Annotated in this window: 23 protein-coding genes; 7 read left to right on the plus strand and 16 right to left on the minus strand. The window is 71.1% G+C overall.

The window, feature by feature from the left end:
• Positions 1-205 precede the first annotated feature (205 nt).
• The 6 genes from ACFY3D_RS34050 to ACFY3D_RS34075 form a co-directional block, all read right to left on the minus strand.
• Positions 206-1417: an MFS transporter gene (locus tag ACFY3D_RS34050; protein ID WP_389987351.1), complete on the minus strand. Its 1212-nt coding sequence runs from the start codon at positions 1415-1417 to the stop codon at positions 206-208.
• Entirely contained in the window at positions 1414-2205 is a 792-nt protein-coding gene (locus ACFY3D_RS34055; protein ID WP_389987354.1) for an ABC transporter ATP-binding protein, read from the minus strand. Before ACFY3D_RS34055 ends, ACFY3D_RS34050 begins: the two co-directional genes overlap by 4 nt.
• The gene (locus tag ACFY3D_RS34060) at positions 2199-4184 is read right to left on the minus strand and encodes a dipeptide/oligopeptide/nickel ABC transporter permease/ATP-binding protein (protein WP_389987357.1); all 1986 of its coding nucleotides are present in this window, start codon (positions 4182-4184) and stop codon (positions 2199-2201) included. Before ACFY3D_RS34060 ends, ACFY3D_RS34055 begins: the two co-directional genes overlap by 7 nt.
• A complete protein-coding gene (locus ACFY3D_RS34065; protein WP_389987360.1) occupies positions 4181-5233 on the minus strand; it encodes an ABC transporter permease in 1053 nt (350 codons plus the stop codon). Before ACFY3D_RS34065 ends, ACFY3D_RS34060 begins: the two co-directional genes overlap by 4 nt.
• A complete protein-coding gene (locus ACFY3D_RS34070) occupies positions 5230-6792 on the minus strand; it encodes an ABC transporter substrate-binding protein (RefSeq protein WP_389987363.1) in 1563 nt (520 codons plus the stop codon). Before ACFY3D_RS34070 ends, ACFY3D_RS34065 begins: the two co-directional genes overlap by 4 nt.
• A gap of 260 nt (positions 6793-7052) precedes the next feature.
• Positions 7053-7355 carry a helix-turn-helix domain-containing protein gene (locus ACFY3D_RS34075; protein ID WP_389987366.1) on the minus strand — a complete coding sequence of 101 codons (303 nt, stop codon included), beginning with the start codon at positions 7353-7355 and terminating at the stop codon, positions 7053-7055.
• Positions 7356-7639: 284 nt separating this feature from the next.
• On the opposite strand from ACFY3D_RS34075, the gene map reads away from it, so the two are divergent.
• Positions 7640-8410, plus strand: a complete 771-nt coding sequence (gene map / locus ACFY3D_RS34080; protein WP_389987369.1) for a type I methionyl aminopeptidase — start codon at positions 7640-7642, stop codon at positions 8408-8410.
• Between the two features lie 44 nt (positions 8411-8454).
• Here map and ACFY3D_RS34085 read toward each other — a convergent pair whose 3' ends face one another.
• Entirely contained in the window at positions 8455-9429 is a 975-nt protein-coding gene (locus tag ACFY3D_RS34085) for a helix-turn-helix transcriptional regulator (RefSeq protein ID WP_389987372.1), read from the minus strand.
• A 135-nt stretch (positions 9430-9564) separates the two neighbouring features.
• Between ACFY3D_RS34085 and ACFY3D_RS34090 the strand changes: the two genes are divergently transcribed.
• Positions 9565-9960 (plus strand): RidA family protein, encoded by a 396-nt coding sequence (locus ACFY3D_RS34090; protein ID WP_389987604.1) that lies wholly within the window; start codon positions 9565-9567, stop codon positions 9958-9960.
• A 409-nt stretch (positions 9961-10369) separates the two neighbouring features.
• The gene (locus ACFY3D_RS34095; RefSeq protein ID WP_389987375.1) at positions 10370-10618 is read left to right on the plus strand and encodes an RHS repeat domain-containing protein; all 249 of its coding nucleotides are present in this window, start codon (positions 10370-10372) and stop codon (positions 10616-10618) included.
• On the opposite strand, the gene ACFY3D_RS34100 is transcribed toward ACFY3D_RS34095, so the two are convergent.
• From ACFY3D_RS34100 to ACFY3D_RS34110, 3 genes are all read right to left on the minus strand, one after another.
• Positions 10526-11313, minus strand: a protein-coding gene (locus tag ACFY3D_RS34100) for an IS5 family transposase (protein ID WP_389987607.1) whose coding sequence is annotated in 2 segments (ribosomal slippage) — positions 10526-10980 and positions 10980-11313 — 789 coding nt in all. Because the reading frame shifts where the segments join, the coding sequence is not laid out codon by codon here. The genes ACFY3D_RS34095 and ACFY3D_RS34100 overlap by 93 nt on opposite strands.
• Before the next feature lie 469 nt (positions 11314-11782).
• Complete coding sequence (locus tag ACFY3D_RS34105) at positions 11783-12148, minus strand: darcynin family protein (RefSeq protein WP_350949661.1); 366 nt, start codon at positions 12146-12148, stop codon at positions 11783-11785.
• Positions 12138-13055: an NAD(P)H-binding protein gene (locus ACFY3D_RS34110; protein WP_350949660.1), complete on the minus strand. Its 918-nt coding sequence runs from the start codon at positions 13053-13055 to the stop codon at positions 12138-12140. The genes ACFY3D_RS34105 and ACFY3D_RS34110 overlap by 11 nt, the downstream gene beginning before the upstream one ends.
• A 115-nt stretch (positions 13056-13170) precedes the next feature.
• Between ACFY3D_RS34110 and ACFY3D_RS34115 the strand changes: the two genes are divergently transcribed.
• From ACFY3D_RS34115 to ACFY3D_RS34130, 4 genes are all read left to right on the plus strand, one after another.
• Positions 13171-14112: a LysR family transcriptional regulator gene (locus tag ACFY3D_RS34115; RefSeq protein ID WP_389987379.1), complete on the plus strand. Its 942-nt coding sequence runs from the start codon at positions 13171-13173 to the stop codon at positions 14110-14112.
• Between the two features lie 201 nt (positions 14113-14313).
• Positions 14314-14622 carry a RidA family protein gene (locus ACFY3D_RS34120; RefSeq protein ID WP_389987610.1) on the plus strand — a complete coding sequence of 103 codons (309 nt, stop codon included), beginning with the start codon at positions 14314-14316 and terminating at the stop codon, positions 14620-14622.
• A gap of 243 nt (positions 14623-14865) precedes the next feature.
• Positions 14866-15459, plus strand: a complete 594-nt coding sequence (locus ACFY3D_RS34125) for a TetR/AcrR family transcriptional regulator (RefSeq protein ID WP_389987382.1) — start codon at positions 14866-14868, stop codon at positions 15457-15459.
• Positions 15456-16310 (plus strand): alpha/beta fold hydrolase, encoded by an 855-nt coding sequence (locus ACFY3D_RS34130; protein WP_389987385.1) that lies wholly within the window; start codon positions 15456-15458, stop codon positions 16308-16310. Before ACFY3D_RS34125 ends, ACFY3D_RS34130 begins: the two co-directional genes overlap by 4 nt.
• Before the next feature lie 89 nt (positions 16311-16399).
• Here the strand turns inward: ACFY3D_RS34130 and ACFY3D_RS34135 are convergent, their stop codons facing one another.
• The 6 genes from ACFY3D_RS34135 to ACFY3D_RS34160 are packed head-to-tail and all read right to left on the minus strand — an operon-like array spanning position 16400 to position 22352.
• Complete coding sequence (locus tag ACFY3D_RS34135) at positions 16400-17203, minus strand: SDR family NAD(P)-dependent oxidoreductase (RefSeq protein WP_389987388.1); 804 nt, start codon at positions 17201-17203, stop codon at positions 16400-16402.
• Between the two features lie 21 nt (positions 17204-17224).
• Positions 17225-18652 carry an NAD-dependent succinate-semialdehyde dehydrogenase gene (locus tag ACFY3D_RS34140; protein WP_389987391.1) on the minus strand — a complete coding sequence of 476 codons (1428 nt, stop codon included), beginning with the start codon at positions 18650-18652 and terminating at the stop codon, positions 17225-17227.
• Positions 18649-19734 carry an NADH:flavin oxidoreductase/NADH oxidase gene (locus ACFY3D_RS34145; RefSeq protein ID WP_389987394.1) on the minus strand — a complete coding sequence of 362 codons (1086 nt, stop codon included), beginning with the start codon at positions 19732-19734 and terminating at the stop codon, positions 18649-18651. Before ACFY3D_RS34145 ends, ACFY3D_RS34140 begins: the two co-directional genes overlap by 4 nt.
• A complete protein-coding gene (locus tag ACFY3D_RS34150) occupies positions 19731-20762 on the minus strand; it encodes a zinc-binding dehydrogenase (protein WP_389987397.1) in 1032 nt (343 codons plus the stop codon). Before ACFY3D_RS34150 ends, ACFY3D_RS34145 begins: the two co-directional genes overlap by 4 nt.
• Positions 20763-20765: 3 nt before the next feature.
• On the minus strand, positions 20766-21485 hold the full coding sequence (locus tag ACFY3D_RS34155) for an SDR family NAD(P)-dependent oxidoreductase (protein WP_389987400.1): 720 nt from the start codon (positions 21483-21485) through the stop codon (positions 20766-20768).
• Between the two features lie 3 nt (positions 21486-21488).
• Positions 21489-22352 carry a sugar phosphate isomerase/epimerase family protein gene (locus ACFY3D_RS34160; RefSeq protein WP_389987403.1) on the minus strand — a complete coding sequence of 288 codons (864 nt, stop codon included), beginning with the start codon at positions 22350-22352 and terminating at the stop codon, positions 21489-21491.
• Between the last annotated feature and the right edge of the window lie 10 nt (positions 22353-22362).

Raw genomic sequence — 22362 nt, forward strand, 5'->3', positions numbered from 1 at the left:
ATGGCGCTGCACGGCATCGGCGCGGCCCACAACCGCCCCGATTGGCGAGCCGAGGCCGACGGCGTCATCACCCTCCTGCTGGACGGGCTGCGCCGGTCGTACTCAGGCGACGGTCCGCGGGAGCGTGAACAGGAGAGCGCCGACGAGTTGAAGTGAGGTCACCCCGCGATCGGCCGTCAGGTGCGGCCCACGTCCGCCGGGTTCGTCATGAAGGCTCGGACACGGGGCGCCCGAGCCGACGGCACGCGAGCAGCAGGATCACCGGCAGGAGCAGGCACTGGGCGGCGATGGCCGGCCAGAATCCGGGAAGATACCCCGCGCTCTCGAACAGCTGGTAGAGGCTCCCGCCGACGAGGCCACTCAAGGACGCGCCGACTCCTTCGGCCAGCCGCTGGTGACCGAAGACGACCGCCGGTGACCGCTTCGTACGGCTGAGCATCTCAAGGACGTTCTTGAGGAAAAGCACCGAGTTGCCCACGCCGATGACGAGGATCCCGGCGGCGACCGTTATCGCGTTCCCGCCGGTGAACGCGATCATGCCGACGGCGAGGCAGCAGAAACCGACCGCCATCGCGTGGGTGTAGCGCATCCGCTCGACCCGTCGCGTGAGGAGCGGTTGCAGTACGGCCAGCACCAGCGAGTAGCCCATCATCGCCGCACCGTAGAACACGGTGGGCAGCCTGCCCTCGGCGTAGGACGACAGGAACTGGTAGAAGTGCATGTACAGATAGAGGGTCATGGCGGTCACGACGAACGGCAGGACCGCGAGGCCGGCCAGTGCCCGGCGCAGTGGCTCGATCACCTCGCCCTCTTCCCGCCGCTCTCGCGGCAGGAGGGCGTGCCCGATCGCCATCGCCGCGTGCAGCACCGTGGCGACGACGAACATCCCGCCCGGGTCGTGAATGAACAGCGCCCCCACCACCGGCCCGACCGCGATGCCGACGTTGCCCGTGGCGTAGCTCGCGGACATCAGCCGCGGTCGGTCGCCGGAACTCGCACCGTGCACGGTGTAACCCCGGACGCTGGGTGAGTAGAGCCCGGTGGCCGCCGATCGCAGGAACAGCGCGGCGACCGTCACCGCCGGCCAGGTGCCGCCCGCGAGGAACCCCAGCGATGCGATGGTCTGCAGGACCATCGCGATCACCAGGCTCCTCTGAAGCCCGATCCGTTCGGCGAAGGCCGCGCCGGGCACCCCTCCGGCGAACTGCACGAACGTCGCCACCCCGAGGATGAGGCCCACCTGATCCATGCCAAGGGCCATTCGGTCGCGGAGCAGGACCGCCAGGTAGGGGTACACGGAGAAGCTGATGAGATTGACGAGGAACCCGCTCCCGAACAGGGCGAGCTGCGTGCCGGTGAACGAGCGGACGCCGGATCGCGCGGGAGAGCCCGACGCCTCCCGGCCCGCGCGTGTCACGCCGACTCCGTCTCGGCCTCGATGTCCATGGTGGGAGTGGCCGCGAGCAGGCTGCGGGTGTAGGGGTGGCGAGGGCGGGTGGTGACGTCTCCGGTCGGCCCCTGCTCGACGATCCGGCCGTGCCGCATGACGGCGACGCGGTCCGCGAGCTGGGAGAGGACGGCGAGGTCGTGGGTGATGAACAGGCAGCCGAACTCGAGCCGGTCGCGCAGATCGCACAACAGGTTGAGCACCGTCGCCTGCACCGACACGTCGAGCGCGGTGACCGGCTCGTCGCAGATCAGCAGGCGCGGCTCCAGAGCCAGTGCCCGGGCGATCGCCACGCGCTGCTGCTGCCCTCCCGACAGCTGCCCGGGACGGCGATCACCGACCTGAGGGTCGAGCCCGACGAGGTCCATCAGCTCGCCCACCCGCGTGGGCCGGGACCGGGTGTCGCCGATCCGGTGGATGTGCAGCGGCTCGGCGAGGGCCTGGCGTACCGTCTGCCGCGGGCTGAGCGTGAGGTAGGGGTCCTGGAAGACCATCTGGACCTGTCGTCGATGTGCCCGCAGGGTCCGGCCACGGAGCGCGTGCACGTCCGCCCCGGCGACGCGTACCACTCCCGCGCTGGGCCGGTGCAGCCCGGTCACGACCCGCGCCAGCGTCGTCTTGCCGCAGCCCGACTCGCCGACCAGTCCGACGATCTCACCCGCCGCCACGCGCAGCGTGACGTCCTCGATCACCGCCGCGGCGTCCCGGCCGCGCTCTCGGCCACCGTAGCCCGCGCTCACCCCGATGATCTCTAACACGGGCCGGTGCTCCTCTCCCCCGCCTCCGCGGGGCGGCTGGGGTGGCGCAGGCAGGCCGACCGGTGTGCGTCGACGCGAGGCGGCGCGTCCAGGACCGGGGCCTCCAGGGCCGGTGGTTCGGACACGCAGGCCGCCGCCACGAGCGGGCAGCGGGACGCGAACCCACATCCCTCGGTCTCGTCCGGGCCGGCGCCCGCCCGGCCTGGCATGGTGCGAAACCGGGTGCCCGGTGCCGCCCCGGGCCGCGGTACGGCGTCCAGCAGACCACGCGTGTAGGGGTGGTCGGGGTCGGTGATCACCGTGGCGAGCGGGCCCGACTCCACGATCCGGCCGCCGTACACGACGGCCACGCTGTCGGCCAGGCGCGACACGACCGCCAGGTCGTGGCTGACGACGACCATGGCCATGCCCAGCTCGTCACGCAGACGCGCCAGCAGCGCGAGCAGCTGCGCCTGCACGGTCACGTCGAGGGCCGAGGTGGGTTCGTCGGCGACGAGCAGCTCCGGCTCGCCCGCGAGGGCGATGGCGATCTGCGCCCGCTGACGCATCCCACCGGACAACTGGTGGGGAAACTCGCGGGCGACCTTCGCCGGGTCCGGCAGACCGGCCAGGCGCAACAGTTCCTCGGTGACCCGGCGGGTCACGGCGCGGCGGCCGCCCCGGCCGGTGTTGCGGACCGCCTCGTCGACGTGCGCGCCGATCGTCCGCAACGGGTTGAGTACGGAGGCGCTGTCCTGGAAGACGACACCCACCCGATGCCCGTTGATCCGGCGCCGCTCGCCCGGGGAGAGGTCCACCAGCTGACGGGCGCCGGCACCGGTTCCCAGCACCGCCGAGCCGGTGACCACGGCGTTCGGGTCCAGCAGGCCGAACGGGGCGAGCGCGGCCGTGGTCTTGCCGCTTCCGCTCTCGCCGACGAGGGCGAGGATCCGCCCGCGCCGCACCTCGTAGGACATCCCGGCGACGACGCGACGGCGCCCGCCGCCGTCCGGGTAGGAGACGGACAGGTCCCGCACACGCAGCACCGCGTCGTGCTCGGAGGAATCCCGCGCCGCCTCCGGCGGGGTGGACGCCACAGGTTCCTTCGTGGTCGCGGCCGCGTGGGCGGGCCGTGGGGCCCGCGCCGGGCGACTCCATCGTGGACGGACCAGGCGCAGGATCGACGGCCGTTCCTCACCGGCCGCCAGTCGCTCACCGAGCAGGTTGGCGGCGAACACCACGGCCGTGATGGCGATGCCGGGCGGGTACGCCAGCCACCACGCCGAGTCCAGGAACGGCCGTCCTTCGATGAGCATCTGGCCCCACTCGGCGTGCGGCGGGGCGACCCCCAGACCGAGGAAACTCAGGGTGGCGACACTGAGGACGATCATGCCGACGTCCGTGCTGGCGTAGACCAGGCAGGGGGCGAGCGCCGGGGGCAGCAGGTGGCGGCCGATGATGCGCCCGTGCCCCGCGCCCAGCAGGCGCAGGGCGTCCAGATGAGGGCTGCTCCGCATGCCGGCGACGCGGGCGCGCGCGATCCGGGCGTACGGTGCCCACGACCACAGCGAGAGCGCGAGAACGAGGTTCTCCACCCCGGGTCCTCGTACGCCGATCACCGCGAGCGCCACCAGCATCCCGGGCAGCGAGACGACGACGTCGATCACCCGGGAGACGAACCGGTCGACCCATCCGCCCAGGTAGCCGGCGAGGGCGCCGATCGCGGTGCCGGCCGTCAGCGCGATCGCCAGCACGGCCGCGGTGACCGTGAGGGAGATCCGCGCACCGTAGAGCATCCGGCTGAGCTGGTCACGGCCGAGCTGGTCGGTGCCGAGCGGGTGCTCCGGCGACGGCGGCAGCAGCCCCGCGGTCAGGTCGCCCACGGTGGGGTCGGCCGGGGCGATGACCGGCGCCAGCACCCCGACGACCGCGAAGAGGATCAAGGGCGTCGCGACCAGTGCCGTACGCGTCCACGCCCTGCCGCCCCGCCGGCCGGTCACGTCGTCCCCCGTCGCGACCGGGCGGTGAGCCCGCCGACCCGCTCCCGGAGCGGCCTGCCCCGCCCGGAAGGGCTCTTCACCGAGGGGATCCGGTCTCGCCGGGAGCGGGGGTCGATGAGCCCTTGCAGGACATCGGCGCAGCGGTTGGCCAGGATGAAGCCACCTCCCATGACGAGCGTGCCAGCCTGTAGCGCCGGAACGTCCCTGGCCCCGGCCGCGTGCACGAAGTAGGCCCCGATACCGGGCCAGCCGAAGATCTGCTCCACCACGACGGCACCCACCAGCAGACTCCCGATGCCGAATCCGGCGACCGACAGGATCGGCCCGGCGGCGTTGGGCAGGCCGTCGCGCAGCACGATCGACAGCGGTCCGCTCCCCCTGGCCTGCGCCGCGCGCACGTACGGCCGGTCCAGGGCCTCGCGCAGCGTGACGGCCACCACCCGGCTGAGCACACCGGCGACCGGCAGCCCGAGCACCGCCATCGGCATCACCCACGTCGAGAAACCCGCCATCCCCGACGTCGGAACCACGCGCAGACGCAGGGCCAGGACCAACACCAGCAGGTAGCTCAGCCAGAACGCCGGCACCGAGGTGATGAGCAGCGCCGCGATTCGCAGGGTTCCGCGCAGCAGGCCACGCCGGAGCACCGCCCCTGCGACGCCGACGCTCACCCCGATCACGAGGGCGACCACGGTGGAGCCGGCCACCAGCCCCAGCGTGACGCCCAGCCGGTCGGCGACCTCGGGACCGACCGGCGTGTTCGTCCGCAACGACAATCCGAAGTCGCCGGTGCACACGTCGGCGAGCCACCTCAGGTAGCGCACCGCCGCGGGATCGTCGAGACCGAGCTCGACGCGGACGGCCTCGATCTGCTCGGGCGTGGCCGGCCGACCGGCCCGGGTCGCCGCGAGCATCGCCGCGGCGTCACCACGGGCGAGCAGGACCAGCGCGAAGACGCCGAGCGACATCGCGAGCAGCACGCCGAAGACGTCGACGGCCCACCGCAGGAGGTAACCGCCCGCGGTGACGAGCCGTCCGCGTGACCTCATTCGACGGTGACTCCGGTGAGTTCCAGATCGACGTCTGTGGGGGGCATCGTGAAGCCCTTCACCGCGGCGCGGGCGGCCCACATCCGTGGCCGGTAGGCCAGCGGCACGAAACCGGCGTCGGCGGCGACCGCGTCGTAGAGCTCCTGGTAGGCCGCGCCGCGGGCGGCGGGGTCGCGGGCGAACAGCGCCTTGTCGACCGCCTTCTCGGTGGCCGGGGTCGCCCAGAGGGGGGCGCGCGCTCCGGAGGTGAACAGGGACACGATCGAACTGGAGGGGTCGTACGGCGCGCCGAGCCCTTCGAAGAAGGTCAGGTCGTAGGTGCCCTCCGCCCGCTCGTCGTAGTACGCGGCGGCGTCGACCGGGGAGATCTCGACGGTGATCCCGACCGTCTTGAGGGAGCCGGCGATCGCCTCGGCCATCGTGCGGGGGTCGAGTTGGCCCGCGGCCGGTTTGGCCGGGACGAGCAGTTTGAGGGAGAGCTTCTTGCCGTTCTTGACCCGGCTGTCGCCCTCAAGCGCGTACCCGGCGGCGTCCAGCGTGGCGCGGGCGCCGGCCTGGTCGAAGTACGGCGGCAGGTCGGTGCCCGAGTCGGGCACATTCGGCGGGAACACCCGCCGTGCCGGCTCGCCATAGCCCTGGAACAGCGCGCCGACCAGGGAGGTGGTGTCGATGGCCTGACGCACCGCCTCGCGGACGGCCCGGTCGCCCGCCGGGCCGTCGGGGTTGAACCCGAGCATGATCGAGACGTCCGACGCGCCGGTGAGCAGGGTGACGTCGCCGCGCTCGCTCAGCGATTTGGCCTCCAGCGGCGTGATCGGGGACAGGTAGGAGCCGCCGATGAGGTCGATCTCGCCGTTGGCGAGCGCGTCGACGCGCGCCTGGGAATCGGGGATGACCTTGAACTCCAGCCGCTCCAGCTGTGGCTTGGTCCCCCAGTGGTCGTCGTTGCGTGCCAGTGTCGCGCCGGTGGCGGAGTTCGACACCAGCTTCCACGGCCCGGTGCCGACGGGGGTGGTGAACTCGCCGCCGGTGGCGGACTTCGGGCTGAGCAGCCGCACCGGCCGCACGATCGACATCTCCTGCAGCAGCGGCTCGTACGGTTCCGACAGCGTGAGCCGGACGGTGTCGGAGTCGGGGGTGTCCACGGCGGAGATGACCTGCGAGGCCCGGAAGAAGGTGAACTTCTTGTTGCCCACCCACCGGTCGAAGTTCCACTTGACGACGGCGGAGTCGAGCGGGGTCCCGTCGGTGAAGCGGACACCGTCACGCAGGTCGAAGGTGACCTGCCGGCCGTCCTCGGCGACGGTCCACGACTCCGCGAGCCCCGGTGCCGGCTTGCCGCCCTCGGTGTAGGTGACAAGCGGCTCGTAGATCGCGTCGAGGAGCAGGAAGTTACCGGTGAAGGCGTGGGGGTCCAGGGCGCCGGACTCCTCACTCAGGCCGATGCGCAGCACAGGGGCCGCGGGAGCTTTCTCGCCGGTATCGGAGGGATCGGAGGCGCACGCGCCGATCAGCATGATCAAGGCGACGAGGATGGTGACGAGGCGCGATCTGGACACGAACACTCCGAGCAGGTGATAACCGTCGACAAGAGGGCGATCGATCGCCCACCCTCAGGTAGTCGGTGGCATCGAGTGTCTGGTTCCCGGAGGTTTCGAGGAATTTGCCGCACATTACGACATGACGCCGGCCAGGAAAGTCACCGACGGCAAGGGGGCACCACGCCGTAATCGTCCCTTTCGTGGGCCGGCGTGTCGCGTTGATCGGATCTCAAGCGGCCGGTTGATCGAGTCGGAGAACGCGGCTGCGGGCCTGGGACTTATGAGGCCAATCGCTCACGCGCGTTGCGGCCTGATCTTGTGGGTTGGACCCCGTCGTCAGGCTGGTTGATCTCTGCCCACACCTCGTCGAGGGAAAGACCGAGGACATCGGCGATCGCCGCGATGGTCGGGAAGGCGGGGGTCGCCACGCGGCCCGACTCGATCTTCCGGAGAGTCTCCGGCGACACGCCCGCATCCAGTGCGGTGTCGAGCATCGAGCGCTCTCCCCTGGCGCGACGCAACAGGGCGCCGAGACGCTGTCCGCGCTCGACCTCCGCGGGTGTGAGCGGCAACCTGACCATGGCTTCGATTCTAGGGCCTGCGCGAGTCGGAGAGCGGAGGGATTTGCCGCGCGGCGCCCGGGGTGGCCACCTGGCCGGCCGTGAACCGGCTCTCTTCGAGCGGCGCAACAGGACTGAGCGGCAGGTCGACCGGACCGGAGAACGGCGGGCGCCGGCCTCTTGCGCCTCTTCCTCTTCGGTGAGATCTCCGCGTGGGGCCGAGCCTCAACCTGTCGAACCGCACGGACCTGAACATCGGGATAATATTGCCGGGATAGTTATTGGTTGCATGAGAAGGGCGTCGCATGATCGAGATCCTGAACCCCCCGGACCTGGCCCGAGCGAAGGAGACCGGTGCCCTGGTCGCTCATATCTTGCAGACGCTGAAGAGCCGCAGCGCAGTGGGCACGAATCTCCTGGACATCGATCGATGGACCCAGGACATGATCGTTGAGGCCGGAGCACAGTCCTGCTACGTCGACTACGAGCCCTCCTTCGGCCGCGGGCCGTTCGGTCACTACATCTGCACGTCCGTCAACGACGCGGTGCTGCACGGGCTGCCGTACGACTACACCCTTGCCGACGGCGACCTGCTCTCACTCGACCTCGCCGTCTCCAAGAACGGAGTCGCCGCGGACTCCGCCATCAGCTTCATCGTGGGCGGCTCCAACCCCCCGGAGAGCGTCGCGATGATCAGCGCGACCGAACGCGCGTTGAACGCGGGCATCGCGGCCGCCGGGCCCGGAGCGCGCATCGGCGACATCTCCCACGCCATCGGCTCGGTCCTCAGCGAGGCGGGATATCCGATCAACACCGAGTTCGGAGGTCACGGCATCGGATCGACGATGCACCAGGAGCCGCACATCTCGAACACCGGGCGGCCCGGCCGTGGATACCGGCTGCGCCCGGGGCTGATGCTCGCACTCGAACCGTGGGTCATGGCCGACACCGCCAAACTCGTCACCGACGCCGACGGATGGACGCTCAGGAGCGCGACAGGCTGCCGTACCGCACACAGTGAGCACACGATCGCCATCACCGACGACGGAGCCGAGATCCTCACCTTGCCGAAGTGAGCGGCCGGAATCAGGCGGGCGCGGACCACGGAAGGCGAGGGCTCTCAGGAGGGCGCCCCGTAGCGGGTGGCGATCGCGGTGGCCCGGTCGTGCAAACGGTCGCGCAACCACTGCGGGGCCAGGGCCTCCGTGTTCGTGCCGAGCTGCCACAGCGCCCATTCGGCGTGCCTCGGATCCTGGAAGGTCACCTCCATCCGCAGCCGGCCGTCCGATTCGGCCTCTTCTGCGCGGACGGCCAGTGCGGTGCCGACCAACTCCTCCCACCGCTCGGGGTCCACCCGCACCAGCACGGTGACCTGGTCGCCGCCGGTCCGAAACCGGGTGCTGCGTTCCTGCCAGGCCCGGTCCAGATCGACCCGGTCCGGTCGCTGTGCGGGTTCGGGAAGTTCCTCGGCGGCCAGGATCCGGGACAGCCGGTAGGTGCGGTCCGCGCCGGACCTGGTGGCCAGCAGGTAACCCCGCTCGCGTACGGTCACCAGGCCGATCGGGTCCACCGTGCGCCACGTCGGGCTCTGGTCCCCGGCCGCGTAGTGGATGCGCAGCCGGTGTCCGGAGAGCACCGCGCGCAGGACTTCGGCCACTGTGGCGTCAGGCGCCTCCTCGGTGACCAGGCGACGTGAGAGAAGATCGGTCTCCGGGTCGATGAGCAATCGCTCGGCCGCGTCGGCCGCGGTGTCCCGATAGCTTTCCGGTAGCGCGTCGACCACCTTGAGCATCGCCGAAGCGAGCGCCGAGCCGAGGCCGAATGTCTGCGCGCCGCGCCGTGATCCGGCGATCAGGAGGGCGAGGGCCTCATCAGGGGTCAGTCCGGTGAGTTCGGTCCGGAAACCGGGCAACAACGCGAAACCGCCGTGCCGGCCGCGTTCCGCGTAGACCGGGACGCCGGCTGCGGACAGCGCCTCGATGTCGCGCAGCACGGTGCGGGTGGAGACCTCCAGCTCGCGGGCGAGCGCGGCCGCGGACAGCTGGCCGTGCTGCCGCAGCAGGAGCACCAGCGAGACCAGCCGGTCGGCGCGCATGCGAAAACCCTACAGAAATACACGACACAAGATGTCGTGATTTGTCGGGAGGCTTATCACCACAGCGTCGAAGAAGGCGGCTACGAGCCGCTCGGCGTACGTGATGTCAACGAACCGAATGGAGTCGATGTGGCAATGGAGCGAACGGCGGTCAACCCGTGGGCGTGGTCGACGGGGCTGGGATACAACCAGGGTGAGATCGTCTCCGGGCACACCCGGACCCTGTACTGCTCCGGGCAGACCGCGATGAGCGACGAGGGCAAGCCTCAGCACGCCGATGACATGGCGGCGCAGTTGGCGCTGAGCCTCGACAACCTTCAGGCCGTGCTCGCCGAGGCCGGCATGTCCCTCGCGAACCTCGTCCGGCTCAACGTCTACACCACCGACGTCGATCGGCTCTTCGAGCACTACGGCGTGCTGGCGTCACGGCTGGGCGTCATCGGGGTGGCGCCGACCACCACGATGCTCGGGGTGACGCGGCTGGCGCTCCCCGGCCTGATGGTCGAGCTTGAGGGAACCGCCGTCGCGTGACGCGTCCTCACCACCTCCGGCGGGACCGCCGGAGGTGGCACGAGTGGTGTCGGTCGCCGCGGAGGCGTCGCCCGTAGCGCGGAGCCGGTGGCAGGAAGGCGATGCGGCCCGTGCCCTCGCCGGTGGTCGGGGCGGCGAAGGCATAGGGCACGGTGACGACGTTCGCCTACACCAAGCGCGGTCAGCCGGCCTCTACGACGTTGAAGAACTGGACCGGCAGCCCTCTTAACCCGCAGAGCGCCCAGGACGTGGTGCTGACCTCCTCCTCCTACGACCCCGGCGGCCGATTGGCCGGTCAGATCGACGCGTTGGGCCGCAAGACGGCCTACACCTACTGGATGGACGACCGCCTGGCCACGACCATCGGCGACGATGTGCGGCTCAACGGCTCGGCCCCCCGGTCGACGTGGTGTCGCAGTCCAATGAGTACGACCCGGCCGGTAATCTCACCCAGCAGATCAGCGGCGGCGGCAAAACCACCGTCGACTACGTCTACGACGCCGCCGGCCAGCTCACCTCCGCCACACTGGATCCGGCCGCTCTTAGAACTCCTAACAGAATGCGATCAGTGGTTGAGGCGGCGCCAGCAGATGATGGCGGAGGCCAGGATCATGAAGGCTTCATGGATGTCGTCGCGGATCTCCCAGCGGATGCGTAACCGACGAAACCAGTGCAGCAGGGCGAGCGTCTGCTCCACCACCCACCGATGCACACCCAGGCCAGAGCCGTGCGGAGTTCCTCGGCGGGCAATGATCGGCTCGATTCTCTTCTCCCGCAGCTGACGACGATAGCGGTCGTGATCGTAGGCGCGGTCGGCATACAGCGCCTTGGGACGTCGGCGGGACTTGCCGACCTTGCCGCGGACCGGCGGGATCGCCTCGATGAGAGGCATGAGCTGCAGAATGTCGTTGCGGTTGCCGCCGCCGAGGCTGACCGCCAGCGGGATGCCGTTCCCGTCGGTGATCACATGGTGTTTCGAGCCGGTCCTGCCTCGATCGACCGGGCTCGGGCCGGTTTTGGGCCGCCCTTGAGTGCTCGTACATGGGAGCTGTCGACCACCGCCTTGGACCAATCCAGCCGGTCAGCGGCATGCAACTCGACCCGCAGCAACTCATGGAGCTGGCTCCAGACGCCGGCCTGGTGCCAATCGCGCAGTCGTCTCCAGCAGGTCATCCCCGAGCCGAACCCCAGCTCCTGGGGCAAGAACTCCCACGGGATCGCGGTGTAGAGCACGAACAAGATCCCGCATAGTGCTTTGCGGTCGTCGATCCGTTTGCGCCCGGGGTTGCGGTAGCGGCGTTCGATCGTCGGAAGCAACGGCTCGATGCGTTGCCAGAGCCCATCGGGCACGATCCACGGTGGCTGCTCGCCCTTCCTCACATCCAGTTCAACGACCGATCATGTTCGCGGACTCGGCCAGCCTCATTCTGTTAGGAGTTCTAAACGCTTCGCCAGAGGACCGTCAGAGGGCGAAAGCCCCGATCATTGGGTGTCCGACGGGCGGATCAACGAGCGCGAGACCCAGCTTTATCGCAGGTCAGGAGCGGGTTCGTTGGATTTTCGGCCAAGACTACGGTGACCCCACCATCGAAGACGGCTCCCGTGGCGCACGGTTCGTGCTGCGCCTGCCCAGCCTGGCCACACCCTCCACGGATCACGCTGGCATGCCGACGGAGGAGTGATCTCGGGAATCGCCTGCATCGCGGTCTCGTTGTCGGATCTACTGGCGAGCGACAACGTGGGGCCACGTTGCCGTCTGCCCAGCTGAACTGATGGCCGGTGCCACCGCCCTGCGGAAGCACCGGCCGGTCAGGGAGGAGCGTCAGGTGGCGAGGGTGGCCGCCGGTTCCAGATCGTAGGTGCGGGCGTAGCCGTTCTCGGTACCCACAAGCAGGTCCACGACGTCGAAGTAGCGGTCCCAGAAGGGGGTTTCGCGCAACGCGTCGATGAGCAGCCGGTAGGCGTCGTGGTCATCTGCCTCCCAGACCCAGATGTCGGTGACCCGTGCCGAGTAGAACTCGGTGTCGTAGAAGCGGGAGCGGACACCGCGGGTGCGGGCCTCGATAACCGGGACGACTTGGGTGGTGAAGGCCTTGACGCGTTCGGCCACGGTCATCGCCAGCCACTCGGGCGTGGTCTTGACCAGAATGAACGCGGTGACCGGCGGCTTGGTTCGGTCAGCGGGCATCGACTGCCTCCGGTGTGGCGAGAACGGCGGGCTTGAGAGTCTGCGCGCACCACTGTGCGAATCCGGTGGCCGGGCCCGCCTGCGGCGAGCGGTCGACGCCTGAGTCCAGGCCCTGGTCCTTGGCGCGTTTCATGTCGACCATGCCCTCGACGAACGCCTCGTTGAGGCCGTAGCCGAGCAGGGTGGACCGCAGCTCGTCGAGCGGCTGGCGCCGGTAGCGGACCGGACGCCCCAGCTCTTCGGTCATGATGCGGGCCAGGTCGTTGGGTGACAGGTTCTGCGGGCCGAGCACCGGGACACTGCCGACGCCGGTCCAGGAGCGGTCCAGCAGCAGCCCGGCCGCCGTCGCGGCGATGTCGGCGACGGCCACCAGCGGGGCCGGGCGGTCTGCGGCGACGGTGTCGGTGAAGACGCCGTTCTCGCGGATCGAGTCAGCCTCCTCCAGCAGGTTCTCGAAGAAGGACGGGTTGGCCAGGGCGCGGTAGGCGACGCCGGAGTCGGCGATCAGGTCGTCCATGGCCAGGGAGGCGGTGACCAGCCCGGCCTGGGCGGCCTGCGGGGTGCCGCGGCCGAGTGCCGAGACGCCGACGACATGGCCAACACCGTGGGCGGCGAACGCCCGCGCGGCCGGGCGGGTGAAGCCGCTGTACGCCTCGTCGGGCGTGGCCGAGGCGGCTGGCGGCACCAGCCAGAAAACGGCGTCGGCCCCGGTGAAGGCGCGCTCGACGGTCGCGGCGTCGCCGTGCGAGCCGGTGACCACCTCGACCTGTCCGCGTACGGACTCGGGAAGCCGGGCAGGATCGCGGACCACGACGCGCAACGCCTCTCCGCGTGCGGGCGCGGCCTCGACCAGCAGCGACAGCAGCCGTCGACCGATGTTCCCGGTGGGGGCGGTAATGACGATCATGAAAACCTCGCGGTCTGTGTCGGATCGGTACGGTCCCTTGATCGTGCAGACCCGGGCCGCATTGCCACAATGGGAACTTCAGCATCCAATCATTGTCCGAAACGGAATTATGCCGGTGAGCAGCCCAGCCCCGAACCTCGACGCCAACCTCGCCGTCGCCCTCGACGCCCTACTGACCGAGCAGAGCGTCACCCGTGCCGCCGCGCGGATGCGCACCTCCCCGGCGGCGATGAGCCGCACCCTGGCCCGGCTGCGCCGGGTGCTCCAGGACCCGCTGCTGGTACGGGCAGGACAGGCGATGGTGCCCACACCCCGCGCCGAGGCGCTGCGGGGCGAGGCCGCCGCGGTGGTGCGCCGGTTGGAGGCACTGCTCACTCCGAGCGGCGGGGTCGACCCCGCCGCGCTGCGGCGCACCTTCACCGTCCAGGTCTCGGACCTGGTCGGTGCGGCACTGGCCCCGGGCCTGCTCGGGCTTGCCCGGCGCCGGGCGCCGGGCGTCTCGCTGCGGGTGCTGGCCGAGGAGTGGGAGGCGGGCCCCGCGCTGCGCGAGGGCCGGATCGATCTGGAGATCGGGGCCATCGACCACGTCGCCCCGGAGACCCGGGTCGAAGAGCTGGTCACGCTGAGGATGGCGGTCGGTGTCAGGGCCGGGCACCCGCTCGCCGAAGGAACCCTGACGCCCACCAGGTTGGCCTCGGCCGAGCACGTGGCGGTCAGCCGCCGTGGACGCTTCACCGGCCCGCTGGACGAGGCCTTGGCCGAGCAAGGACTCAGCCGGCGGGTCAGCGCCGTCCTGCCCGGACATCTGGCGGCGATGGTGCTGGCGGCAGTCGGCGACGTGGTCTGCCTGGTGCCGGCCGCGCTGCCGGGCGAGCCCCCTTCGCCACTCAGCGACGCGGCGCACGCGCTGGGACTACGCCTGCTGGAAATCCCGCTGCCGTTGCCACCACTGACGATCGGCATGGCCTGGCACCCGCGCCACACCGCCGACGGTGCCCACCAGTGGCTGCGCGGCGCCGTGCGCCGGGTACTCCGTCCGGCCTCCCAGGATAAATAACCCACGCCGCGGGTCCGCGCATACCCCGGTGCCCGGACACAGGCTCGACCTCGATCATGGATGCGGCCGGGGGTGCGCGGGCCATCGTGTGCCGCGATTCCTGCACGGTCAGTCGACCGGAGCCTGAAGGCTCAGGCATGCGAGCACGTTCTCGCATACCGCGTGGCGGGGCAGGGAGGGCGCGAGTGACCCACCCGGACCCTGTACTGCTCCGGGCAGACCGCGATGAGCGACGAGGGCAAGTCTCAGCACGCCGACGACATGGCGGCGCAGTTGGCGCTGAGCCTCGACAACCTTCAGGCCGTGCTCGCCGAGGCCGGCATGTCCCTCGCGAACCTCGTCCGGCTCAACGTCTACACCACCGACGTCGATCGGCTCTTCGAGCACTACGGCGTGCTGGCGTCACGGCTGGGCGTCATCGGGGTGGCACCGACCACCACGATGCTCGGGGTGACGCGGCTGGCGCTCCCCGGCCTGATGGTCGAGCTTGAGGGGACCGCCGTCGCGTGACGCGTCCTCACCACCTCCGGCGGGACCGCCGGAGGGGGCACGAGTGGTGTCGGTCGCCGCGGAGGCGTCGCCCGTAGCGCGGAGCCGGTGGCAGGAAGGCGATGCGGCCCGTGCCCTCGCCGGTGGTCGGGGCGGCGAAGGCACGGACCTTTATGACGACATATCCGCCTACCTTTAAACCCAAGGAATATCCTAGGCATGTTAGGTTAAGCCTATGGACCATAAGGCGCTGGAGGTGGACGCATGGCGCGGGCCGGGTTGACGGCGGACCGGGTGACGCTCGCGGGCGCCGAGCTGGCGGACGAGGTCGGGCTCGACCACGTGACCATGTCGGCGGTGGCACGGCGGCTCGGGGTGAAGGACGCGAGCCTGTATGTGCACGTGCGCGGCCTGGAAGACCTGCGCGGGCGGATCGCGCTGCTGGCGGCGGACGAGAAGACCATCGGTATCGCCGAGGCCACCGCCGGGCGGGCCGGCAGGGACGCGCTGGTGGCGTTCGCGAACGCCTGGCGGGCATACGCCCATGACCACCCGGGCCGATACGCGGCGACGCAGATCCCGATACAGATCGATCCCGAGCTCGCGGTCCGAGCGCCCGGACCGCGTCGCGCGGTCGAACTGACCTACAGCATGCTGCGCGCCTACGCGCTGGACGAGCCCGACCTGACCGACGCGGTCCGGCTGGTGCGCAGCACGCTCCACGGCTTCGTCAGCCTGGAGGCCGCCGGCGGGTTCGCGCACGCACGCCCGGCGGAGAGCTCCTGGGCCCGCTGCCTGGACGCCCTGCACACGCTCCTGGAGCGCTGGCCCTCACCCGGCGAAGGAGACCCCAGTTGACCACCCCGACCATCGGACGGCTGCGCGTGGACGGTGCCACCTTGCACTACGAGGTACGCGGAAGCGGCCCGCTCCTGCTGCTGATCCCCGGCGGCGCCGGCGACGCGGCCTCCTACGACGGCATCGCCGACGAGCTGGCCGGCGATCACACGGTCGTCTCCTACGACCCACGCGGCCTGTCCCGCAGCCCGCTGGACGACCCACAGGCCGTTCAGCAGGTCGCCCGGCATGCCGACGACGCGTTCCGGCTGCTGGATCTGCTGTCTCCGGACGCACCCGTCCGGGTGGTCGGCTGCAGCTCGGGGGCGATCGTCGCGCTGCACCTGCTCTGCGCCCACTACGAGCGGATCGAACGCGTGGTCGCGCACGAGCCGCCGGTGGTGGAGGTATTGCCGGACGCCGCCGAGCACCGCGCACTGCTCGCTCGCGTCCAGGAGACCTTCCGCCGAGACGGGTTGATGCCCGCGGTGGCCGAGTTCGCGGCGGGCCTGCGGCGGCCGGACGACGAGGGGCCCCTCGCCACCGAGAAGGCCGCTGAGAAGGCCGTCGAGCTGCCACCGCGGGCCGCCGCGCGAGCCGAGCGGACGATGGCGAACATGCCCTACTTCCTCGGACGCGTCGTGCCGAGTTTCATGGCCTACACCCCGGATGTGGATCGCCTGGCGGCCCTGTCGGACCGGCTCGTGCTCGCGGGCGGAGCAGACTCACGTGGCGAACTGCCCTACCGTCCCGCCGCCTTCCTGGCCGAGCGGTTCGGCACGGAGCTCGTCCACTTCCCCGGCGGGCACACGGGACTCAGCACGCACCCCACCGAGTTCGCCGAACTGCTCCGCAAGGTGCTGAGCGCCTGAAGCCGATGACGTACGGGTCGGTGCCGCTCGTGGCCGGGCGGGACGAGAAGGGCGGCGTCCGGCCACGGAGACGGTGTGGTCGAGGGGTTTCAGTAGAGGGCGCGGATGCTTCCGCCGTCCACGCCCCAGACGGCGCCGGTGACGAAGGCGGCCAGCGGGCTGGCCAGGAAGAGGACGACGTTGGCGACCTCTTCGGGAGTGCCGAGGCGGGCCAGCGGCAGTTGACGGAGTTGCATCTCGTGTTCGACCGCGGCCATGGGCTCCTTGCCGTGCAGGATGGCGAGGTTGTCGGCGAAGCCGCCGGGCTTGGTCCAGAAGGGGGTCCAGATGGGGCCGGGGGCGACGGCATTGATCCGGATGTGAGGGCCTTCCGCGCGAGACAGGCCCTTGGTGACGGCGAGGACGGCGGCCTTGGAGGCTGCGTAGTCGATGGGCTGGGTCTCCGGCTGGCGGGCCAGGTCGGAGGCGTTGTTGACGATGGCCGGTGAGTTCTGGGAGGCCCGCAGGTGGGGCAGGGCGGCGCGGCTGATCCGGACGTAGCTCATGAAGTTGAGGTTCATGGTCTGCAGCCACTCGTCGTCGGTGAGCTGCTCGAAGGTGCGGACGTTGCCGGTGCCGACGTTGTTGACGAGGATGTCCAGGCCGCCCAGGTGGTCGAGCGCGCCGGTGACGGCGTTCTCACAGCCGTCCAGGGTGGACAGGTCGGCGCGGACCGAGCGCAGCGTGCCGGTCAGGTCCTTGGTGTCGGTCTCCAGTTGGTCGAGCAGGGCGGCGTCGTGGTCGGCCGCGACCACGTCGGCGCCTTCGGCGAGCATCGCGCGGACGGTCGCCGCGCCGATGCCGGACGCGCCACCGGTGATCAGGACTTTACGTCCCGCGAGGTGAGTTTGCATGAGTACTCCGTTTCGTATGGTTCAGATGTCGGCGGCGATGTACTTGGTCTCCAGGAACTCGTGGATCCCGTCGAACCCACCCTCCCTGCCGAGCCCGCTCTGCTTGACGCCGCCGAACGGCGCCGCGGGGTCGGAGAGCACGCCCCGGTTGAGGGCGACCATGCCGGCGTCGAGCTGTTCCGCGACCCGGAGCCCTCGGCGCAGGTCGCCGGTGTAGACGTAGCTGATCAGCCCGTACGGTGTGGCGTTGGCCCTGGTCACCGCCTCTTCGTCGGAGTCGAACACGACGATGGGGGCGACCGGTCCGAAGATCTCCACATCGAGGATGGCGGCGTCCGGCTCGATGCCGGCCAGCACGGTGGGCGGGTAGAACGCCCCGGGCCCGTCCAGGACGGCCCCGCCGGTGACCGGGCGTGCGCCGGCACCGACCGCCTGGTCGACCAGTTCGGCGACCTTGCCGCGTTCGGTCGTGGAGACCAGGGAGCCGATGTGGTTGGCGGGGTCGAGCCCGGAGCCCACCTTCAGTCCGGCCATCGCGTGGGCGAACGCGGCGGTGAACTCCTCGGCGACGGCGCGGTGGACGTAGAAGCGGTTGGCCGCGGTGCACGCCGCTCCGCCGTTGCGGAGCTTGGCGATCATCGCGCCCTCCACCGCCGCCTGGACGTCGGCGTCGGCCAGCACCAGGAACGGCGCGTTGCCGCCCAGTTCCATCGAGGTGCGCACCACCTGGTCCGCGGCCTCGTGCAGGAGGACCCGGCCGACCTCGGTGGATCCGGTGAAGGAGAGGTTGACGACCCGGGGGTCGTGCAGCATCTCCCTGACCCGTTGCGCGGTGGGCGCGGCGACCACCACGTTGACCACACCGTCGGGGACCCCCGCGCGGGCCAGTACGTCGGCCACGGCCAGCGCGGTGAGCGGGGTCTCGGTGGCGGGCTTGAGCACCACCGAGCAGCCCGCCGCCAGTGCCGGGCCGATCTTGCGGGTCGCCATCGCGGCAGGGAAGTTCCACGGCGTGATGAGCAGCGACACCCCGATCGGCTGGTGGGTGACGATGATGCGCTTGTCGCCGCCGGGGGCCAGCCGGTAGTCGCCGGTGACCCGGACGGCCTCCTCGGCGAACCAGCGGAAGAACTCGGCGGCGTAGACGACCTCGGCCTTGGCGTCGGCCAGCACCTTGCCGTTCTCCCTGACGATGAGCCGGGCGATGTCGTCGGCCTCCGCCGTCATCAGCTCGTACGCGCGGCGCAGGATCTCGGCGCGCTCTCTGGGGGCACGGGCGGCCCACGGTGCGAGGGCGGCGGCGGCCGCGTCGACCGCCTGGGCGCATTCGCGCTCGCCCGCCACGGCGACCTCGGTGATCGGCTCGCCCAGCGCGGGATCCAGGACCGGCAGCGTGTCGGTCCCAGGGACCCATTCGCCGCCGATGAACAGTTCGGATTTGATTTTCACGAGTTCTCCACGGGAGTGGGGCGGGGTTTGGCTCGCTCGTACCGGACCGGCCAGGGCAGGTCGGCGCCGACCTGCCCGGCGGCGGCCAGCGGCCAGCGCGGGTTGCGAAGCGCGGCCCGGCCGATGAGCACGGCGTCGGCCTGGCCGGAGGCGAGCACTTCCTCGGCCTGCCGGGGGTCGGCGATCCGGCCGACGGCGGCGGTGCGCACGCCCGCGCCCGAGCGGATCGTCTCGGACAGGTCGGTCTGGTAGGTGCCGTCGGCCGGGATGGCGGCGTCGGGGAGCAGCCCGCCGGAGGAGCAGTCCACCAGGTCCACGCCGAGCGCGGCGAGTCGCCTGGCCAGCTCGACCGAGGACGGTGGATCCCAGCCGCCGGGCGCCCAGTCGGTGACCGAGATGCGCACCAGCAGCGGGCGGTCGTCCGGCCACGCCTCGCGGACGGCGGCGACGACCTCCAGGGGGTAGCGCATCCGGTTCTCCAGCGAGCCGCCGTAGCGGTCGGTGCGCCGGTTGGTCAGCGGGGAGAGGAACTCGTGCAGCAGGTAGCCGTGCGCGGCGTGGAGTTCGACCACGTCGAAACCGGCGCGCAAGGCGCGTTCCGCTCCGGCGGCGAAGGCGTCCCTCACCGCCGCCAGGTCCTTCTCCGTCATCTCCCGGGGGGCGGGCAGGTCCCCGTACGGGACCGGCGAGGGTCCGACGGTCGGCCAGCCGCCGTCGGCGTAGGGCACCCGGCGCTCGCCGGTCCATGGCGCGGAGGTGGACGCCTTGCGTCCGGCGTGCGCGAGCTGGAGGCCGATGAGCGTGCCCTGCTGGTGGACGAACCGGACGATCCGCGCCCACGCCTCGGTCTGCTCGTCGTTGTAGATGCCCGCGCAGTACGGGCTGATCCGGCCCTCGGGGGTGACCCCGGTGGACTCGGCCACGATCAGCCCGGCCCCGCCGGTGGCCAGGCCGCCCAGGTGGACCAGGTGCCAGTCGGACACCAGGCCGTCCTCGGCGGCGTACTGGCACATCGGGGAGATCCAGACGCGGTTGGGGAAGGTCAGGCCGCGCAGGGTGAGCGGTGTGAAGAGCGGGCTCACCGGCGCCCACCTCCGTCCGGGCTGAGCATGACCTTGGCGTGGCCGCCCGCGTCGCCGGCGGCCGCGACGGCGGCGGCGCAGTCCTCGAAGGCGAACACGTCGGAGACCATGGGTGACAGGTCCAGGCCGGTACGGTCGAGCAGCCGGAGCGTGGGTTCCCAGATCTGCGGCGGCGCGCCGGTGGAGGACGACAACCGCAGGTTGCGGTTCTGGATCTGGTGCAGCGACACCTGCTCGGAGCGCCGGTGCGCCAGGCCCATGAACAGCACCCTGGCGTCCTGGGCGGTGACGTCCAAGGCGGCGGCCTGCGCGGCGGGGGCGCCCGACCCCTCCACGACCAGGTCGGCGCCGCGCGGGCCGAGCACGTCCAGGACGGCGGCGGCCACGTCCACACCGGGGGCGGCCTCGACGCGGTGGTCGGCCCCCAGCCGCGCGGCCAGGTCCAGCCGGTACGGGCTGCGGTCCACGGCCACCACCCGCGCGCCGAGAGTGCGGGCCAGGCCGACCATGGACAGGCCGATGGCACCGCACCCGAAGACGGCCACGGTGTGGCCGGCGTCGGCCCCGCCCGCCGTGCGCAGCGCCTGCAGGCAGCAGGCGAGCGGCTCGACCAGGGCGGCGCGCAGCGAGGAGACGGCGGGCGGGACGGCGAAGCACATCGCCTCGGGGACCAGGAAGGTGTCGGCCATCGCGCCGTCGGTGGACACCCCGAACCAGATGTTGCCGCCGAGCGCGCCGTGCCCGATCACCCGGTCCCCCGGGCGGAACCGCGAGGTGGCGGGGCCGGCCTCGACGACCACGCCGGACCATTCGTGGCCGAGCACGTGCGGGAAGCGGACCTCGAAGCCGGGGTCCATCCCGCCGGAGAGCTGCTCCAGGTCGGAGCCGCAGATGCCGACGTACTCGGGGCGGACCCGCAGGGCGGCGTCCTCCATGGGCGGGACGGGCAGCAGGTCGCAGCTGACCGTCAGGCCGCCGTCCGACCGGTGGACCACCACGGCCCTGCGCGAGGTTTCTGAGATCGTCATGGCTCAGTGCACGATCAGGCCGCCGTCGACGACGAGTTGCGCCCCGGTGATGAAGGACGCCTCGTCGGAGGCGAGGAACAGGACGGCGGCGGCGACCTCGTCGGCCCGGCCTGCCCGGCCGAGCGGCGTCTGCCGTACCAGGTCGGCGGAGATCTCCGGATCCTGGGCGTCGGTCATCGGCGTGGTGATGAGCCCGGGGTGGACCGAGTTCACCCGGATGCCGTCGGCGGCGTAGGACATGGCGGCGTTCTTGGTCATCACCGTGACGGCCCCCTTGGCCGCCTGGTACGCGGCGACCCCCGCCGAGCCGATCAGCCCCCACGCCGAGGACATGTTGACGATCGCCCCGCCCCCGGCCTGCCGCATCGCCGGGATCACCGAACGCATGCCGTAGAAGACGCCGGTCTGGTTGACGGCCACGATGCGGTGCCAGTCGTCCAGGTCGATCTCGGTCAGCGAGTCGTAGGAGCCGACGAATCCGGCGCAGTTGAACAGGACGTCGACGCGTCCGTGCCGGTCGGTGATCTCGGCGACGAGGGCGGCCCAGGAGTCCAGGTCGGCGACGTCCAGCCTGCGGTGGTGGGTGCGGCCCTCGTCCCTGGGCCGCGCGGCGATGTCGGCGGCGTAGACGACGGCGCCCTCGGCGGCGAACCGCTCGGCGGTGGCCGCGCCGATACCGCTGGCGGCGCCGGTGACGATGGAGATCTTGTCGGTGAGTGGCATGGCTCAGGCTCCTTCAGCCGGCTCGAACTGCCGGGCCGCCGTCGTGTACGCCTCCGGCAGCGCCGACTCCAGCGGACGCACCCGGTAGGTCTCGGAGAGGATCTCCACACCCCACGGCCCGCTCCAGCCGAGGTCGCGCAGCAGGCCGATGAACTCGGTGACCCGGAAGTCGCCCTGGCCGCAGAGCCTCCGCCGCAGCACGGTGTCGGTGTAGCCGTCGCCGATCTGCTCGGCGGCCCCGTCGTCCAGCTCGACGCCCTTGATCAGGTCGATCGGCAGACGGGCCAGCTCCTCGAATGTGGCGGCCCCGCGCTCGACGTGCCACAGGTCGAGCATGAGACCTCCGGCCGGGTGCCCGGCGGTGGTCACCAGCTCGACCGCCCTGGCCAGGGTGTCGATGTTGGAGAACGGCATGAACTCCAGCGCCACGGCGGTCCCGGCCTGGGCGAACGCCTCACTCACCCGATGGAACCCGGCGGCGGAACGTTCCAGGTCGTACGGGCCGCCGGTGATGTCCGGGCCGATCTTGACGTGGTGCGGGCCGAGCGCCTCGCTCGCCTTCACCAGCAGGTCCAGGACGCGGTCGGACTCGGCCCTCTCCTCCTCGTCCAGCCACCAGTCGGTCAGGAACTCCAGCTCCAGGTGGCGGATGCCGTTGTCGTCGAGGATCCGCCGCAGCGTCGGCAGGTCGGAGGTGCGGAGGAACTCCTCCAGGTCGACGTGCATCAGCCCGAAGCCGGCGAAACCCGCGCGGGCCGCCTGCTCGATCCGTACCGGCAGAGGGATGGGGCTGGCGTCTCGGCCGGGCAGCGGGACGGCGTCTCCCGCGGTGGTCCAGCAGGTGGCCAGCAGGTCGGGGTGGGGCATGGGGTTTGAC

The organism is Streptosporangium sp. NPDC000509 (assembly GCF_042898365.1).
Taxonomy (GTDB): Bacteria; Actinomycetota; Actinomycetes; order Streptosporangiales; family Streptosporangiaceae; genus Streptosporangium.

Coding starts and splice junctions, on each gene's coding strand:
- ACFY3D_RS34065 (WP_389987360.1), bottom strand. CDS start 5,233: ATGAGGTCACGCGGACGGCTCGTCACCGCGGGCGGTTACCTCCTGCGG.
- ACFY3D_RS34075 (WP_389987366.1), bottom strand. CDS start 7,355: ATGGTCAGGTTGCCGCTCACACCCGCGGAGGTCGAGCGCGGACAGCGT.
- map (WP_389987369.1), top strand. CDS start 7,640: ATGATCGAGATCCTGAACCCCCCGGACCTGGCCCGAGCGAAGGAGACC.
- ACFY3D_RS34085 (WP_389987372.1), bottom strand. CDS start 9,429: ATGCGCGCCGACCGGCTGGTCTCGCTGGTGCTCCTGCTGCGGCAGCAC.
- ACFY3D_RS34090 (WP_389987604.1), top strand. CDS start 9,565: ATGGAGCGAACGGCGGTCAACCCGTGGGCGTGGTCGACGGGGCTGGGA.
- ACFY3D_RS34105 (WP_350949661.1), bottom strand. CDS start 12,148: ATGCCCGCTGACCGAACCAAGCCGCCGGTCACCGCGTTCATTCTGGTC.
- ACFY3D_RS34110 (WP_350949660.1), bottom strand. CDS start 13,055: ATGATCGTCATTACCGCCCCCACCGGGAACATCGGTCGACGGCTGCTG.
- ACFY3D_RS34125 (WP_389987382.1), top strand. CDS start 14,866: ATGGCGCGGGCCGGGTTGACGGCGGACCGGGTGACGCTCGCGGGCGCC.
- ACFY3D_RS34135 (WP_389987388.1), bottom strand. CDS start 17,203: ATGCAAACTCACCTCGCGGGACGTAAAGTCCTGATCACCGGTGGCGCG.
- ACFY3D_RS34150 (WP_389987397.1), bottom strand. CDS start 20,762: ATGACGATCTCAGAAACCTCGCGCAGGGCCGTGGTGGTCCACCGGTCG.
- ACFY3D_RS34155 (WP_389987400.1), bottom strand. CDS start 21,485: ATGCCACTCACCGACAAGATCTCCATCGTCACCGGCGCCGCCAGCGGT.
- ACFY3D_RS34160 (WP_389987403.1), bottom strand. CDS start 22,352: ATGCCCCACCCCGACCTGCTGGCCACCTGCTGGACCACCGCGGGAGAC.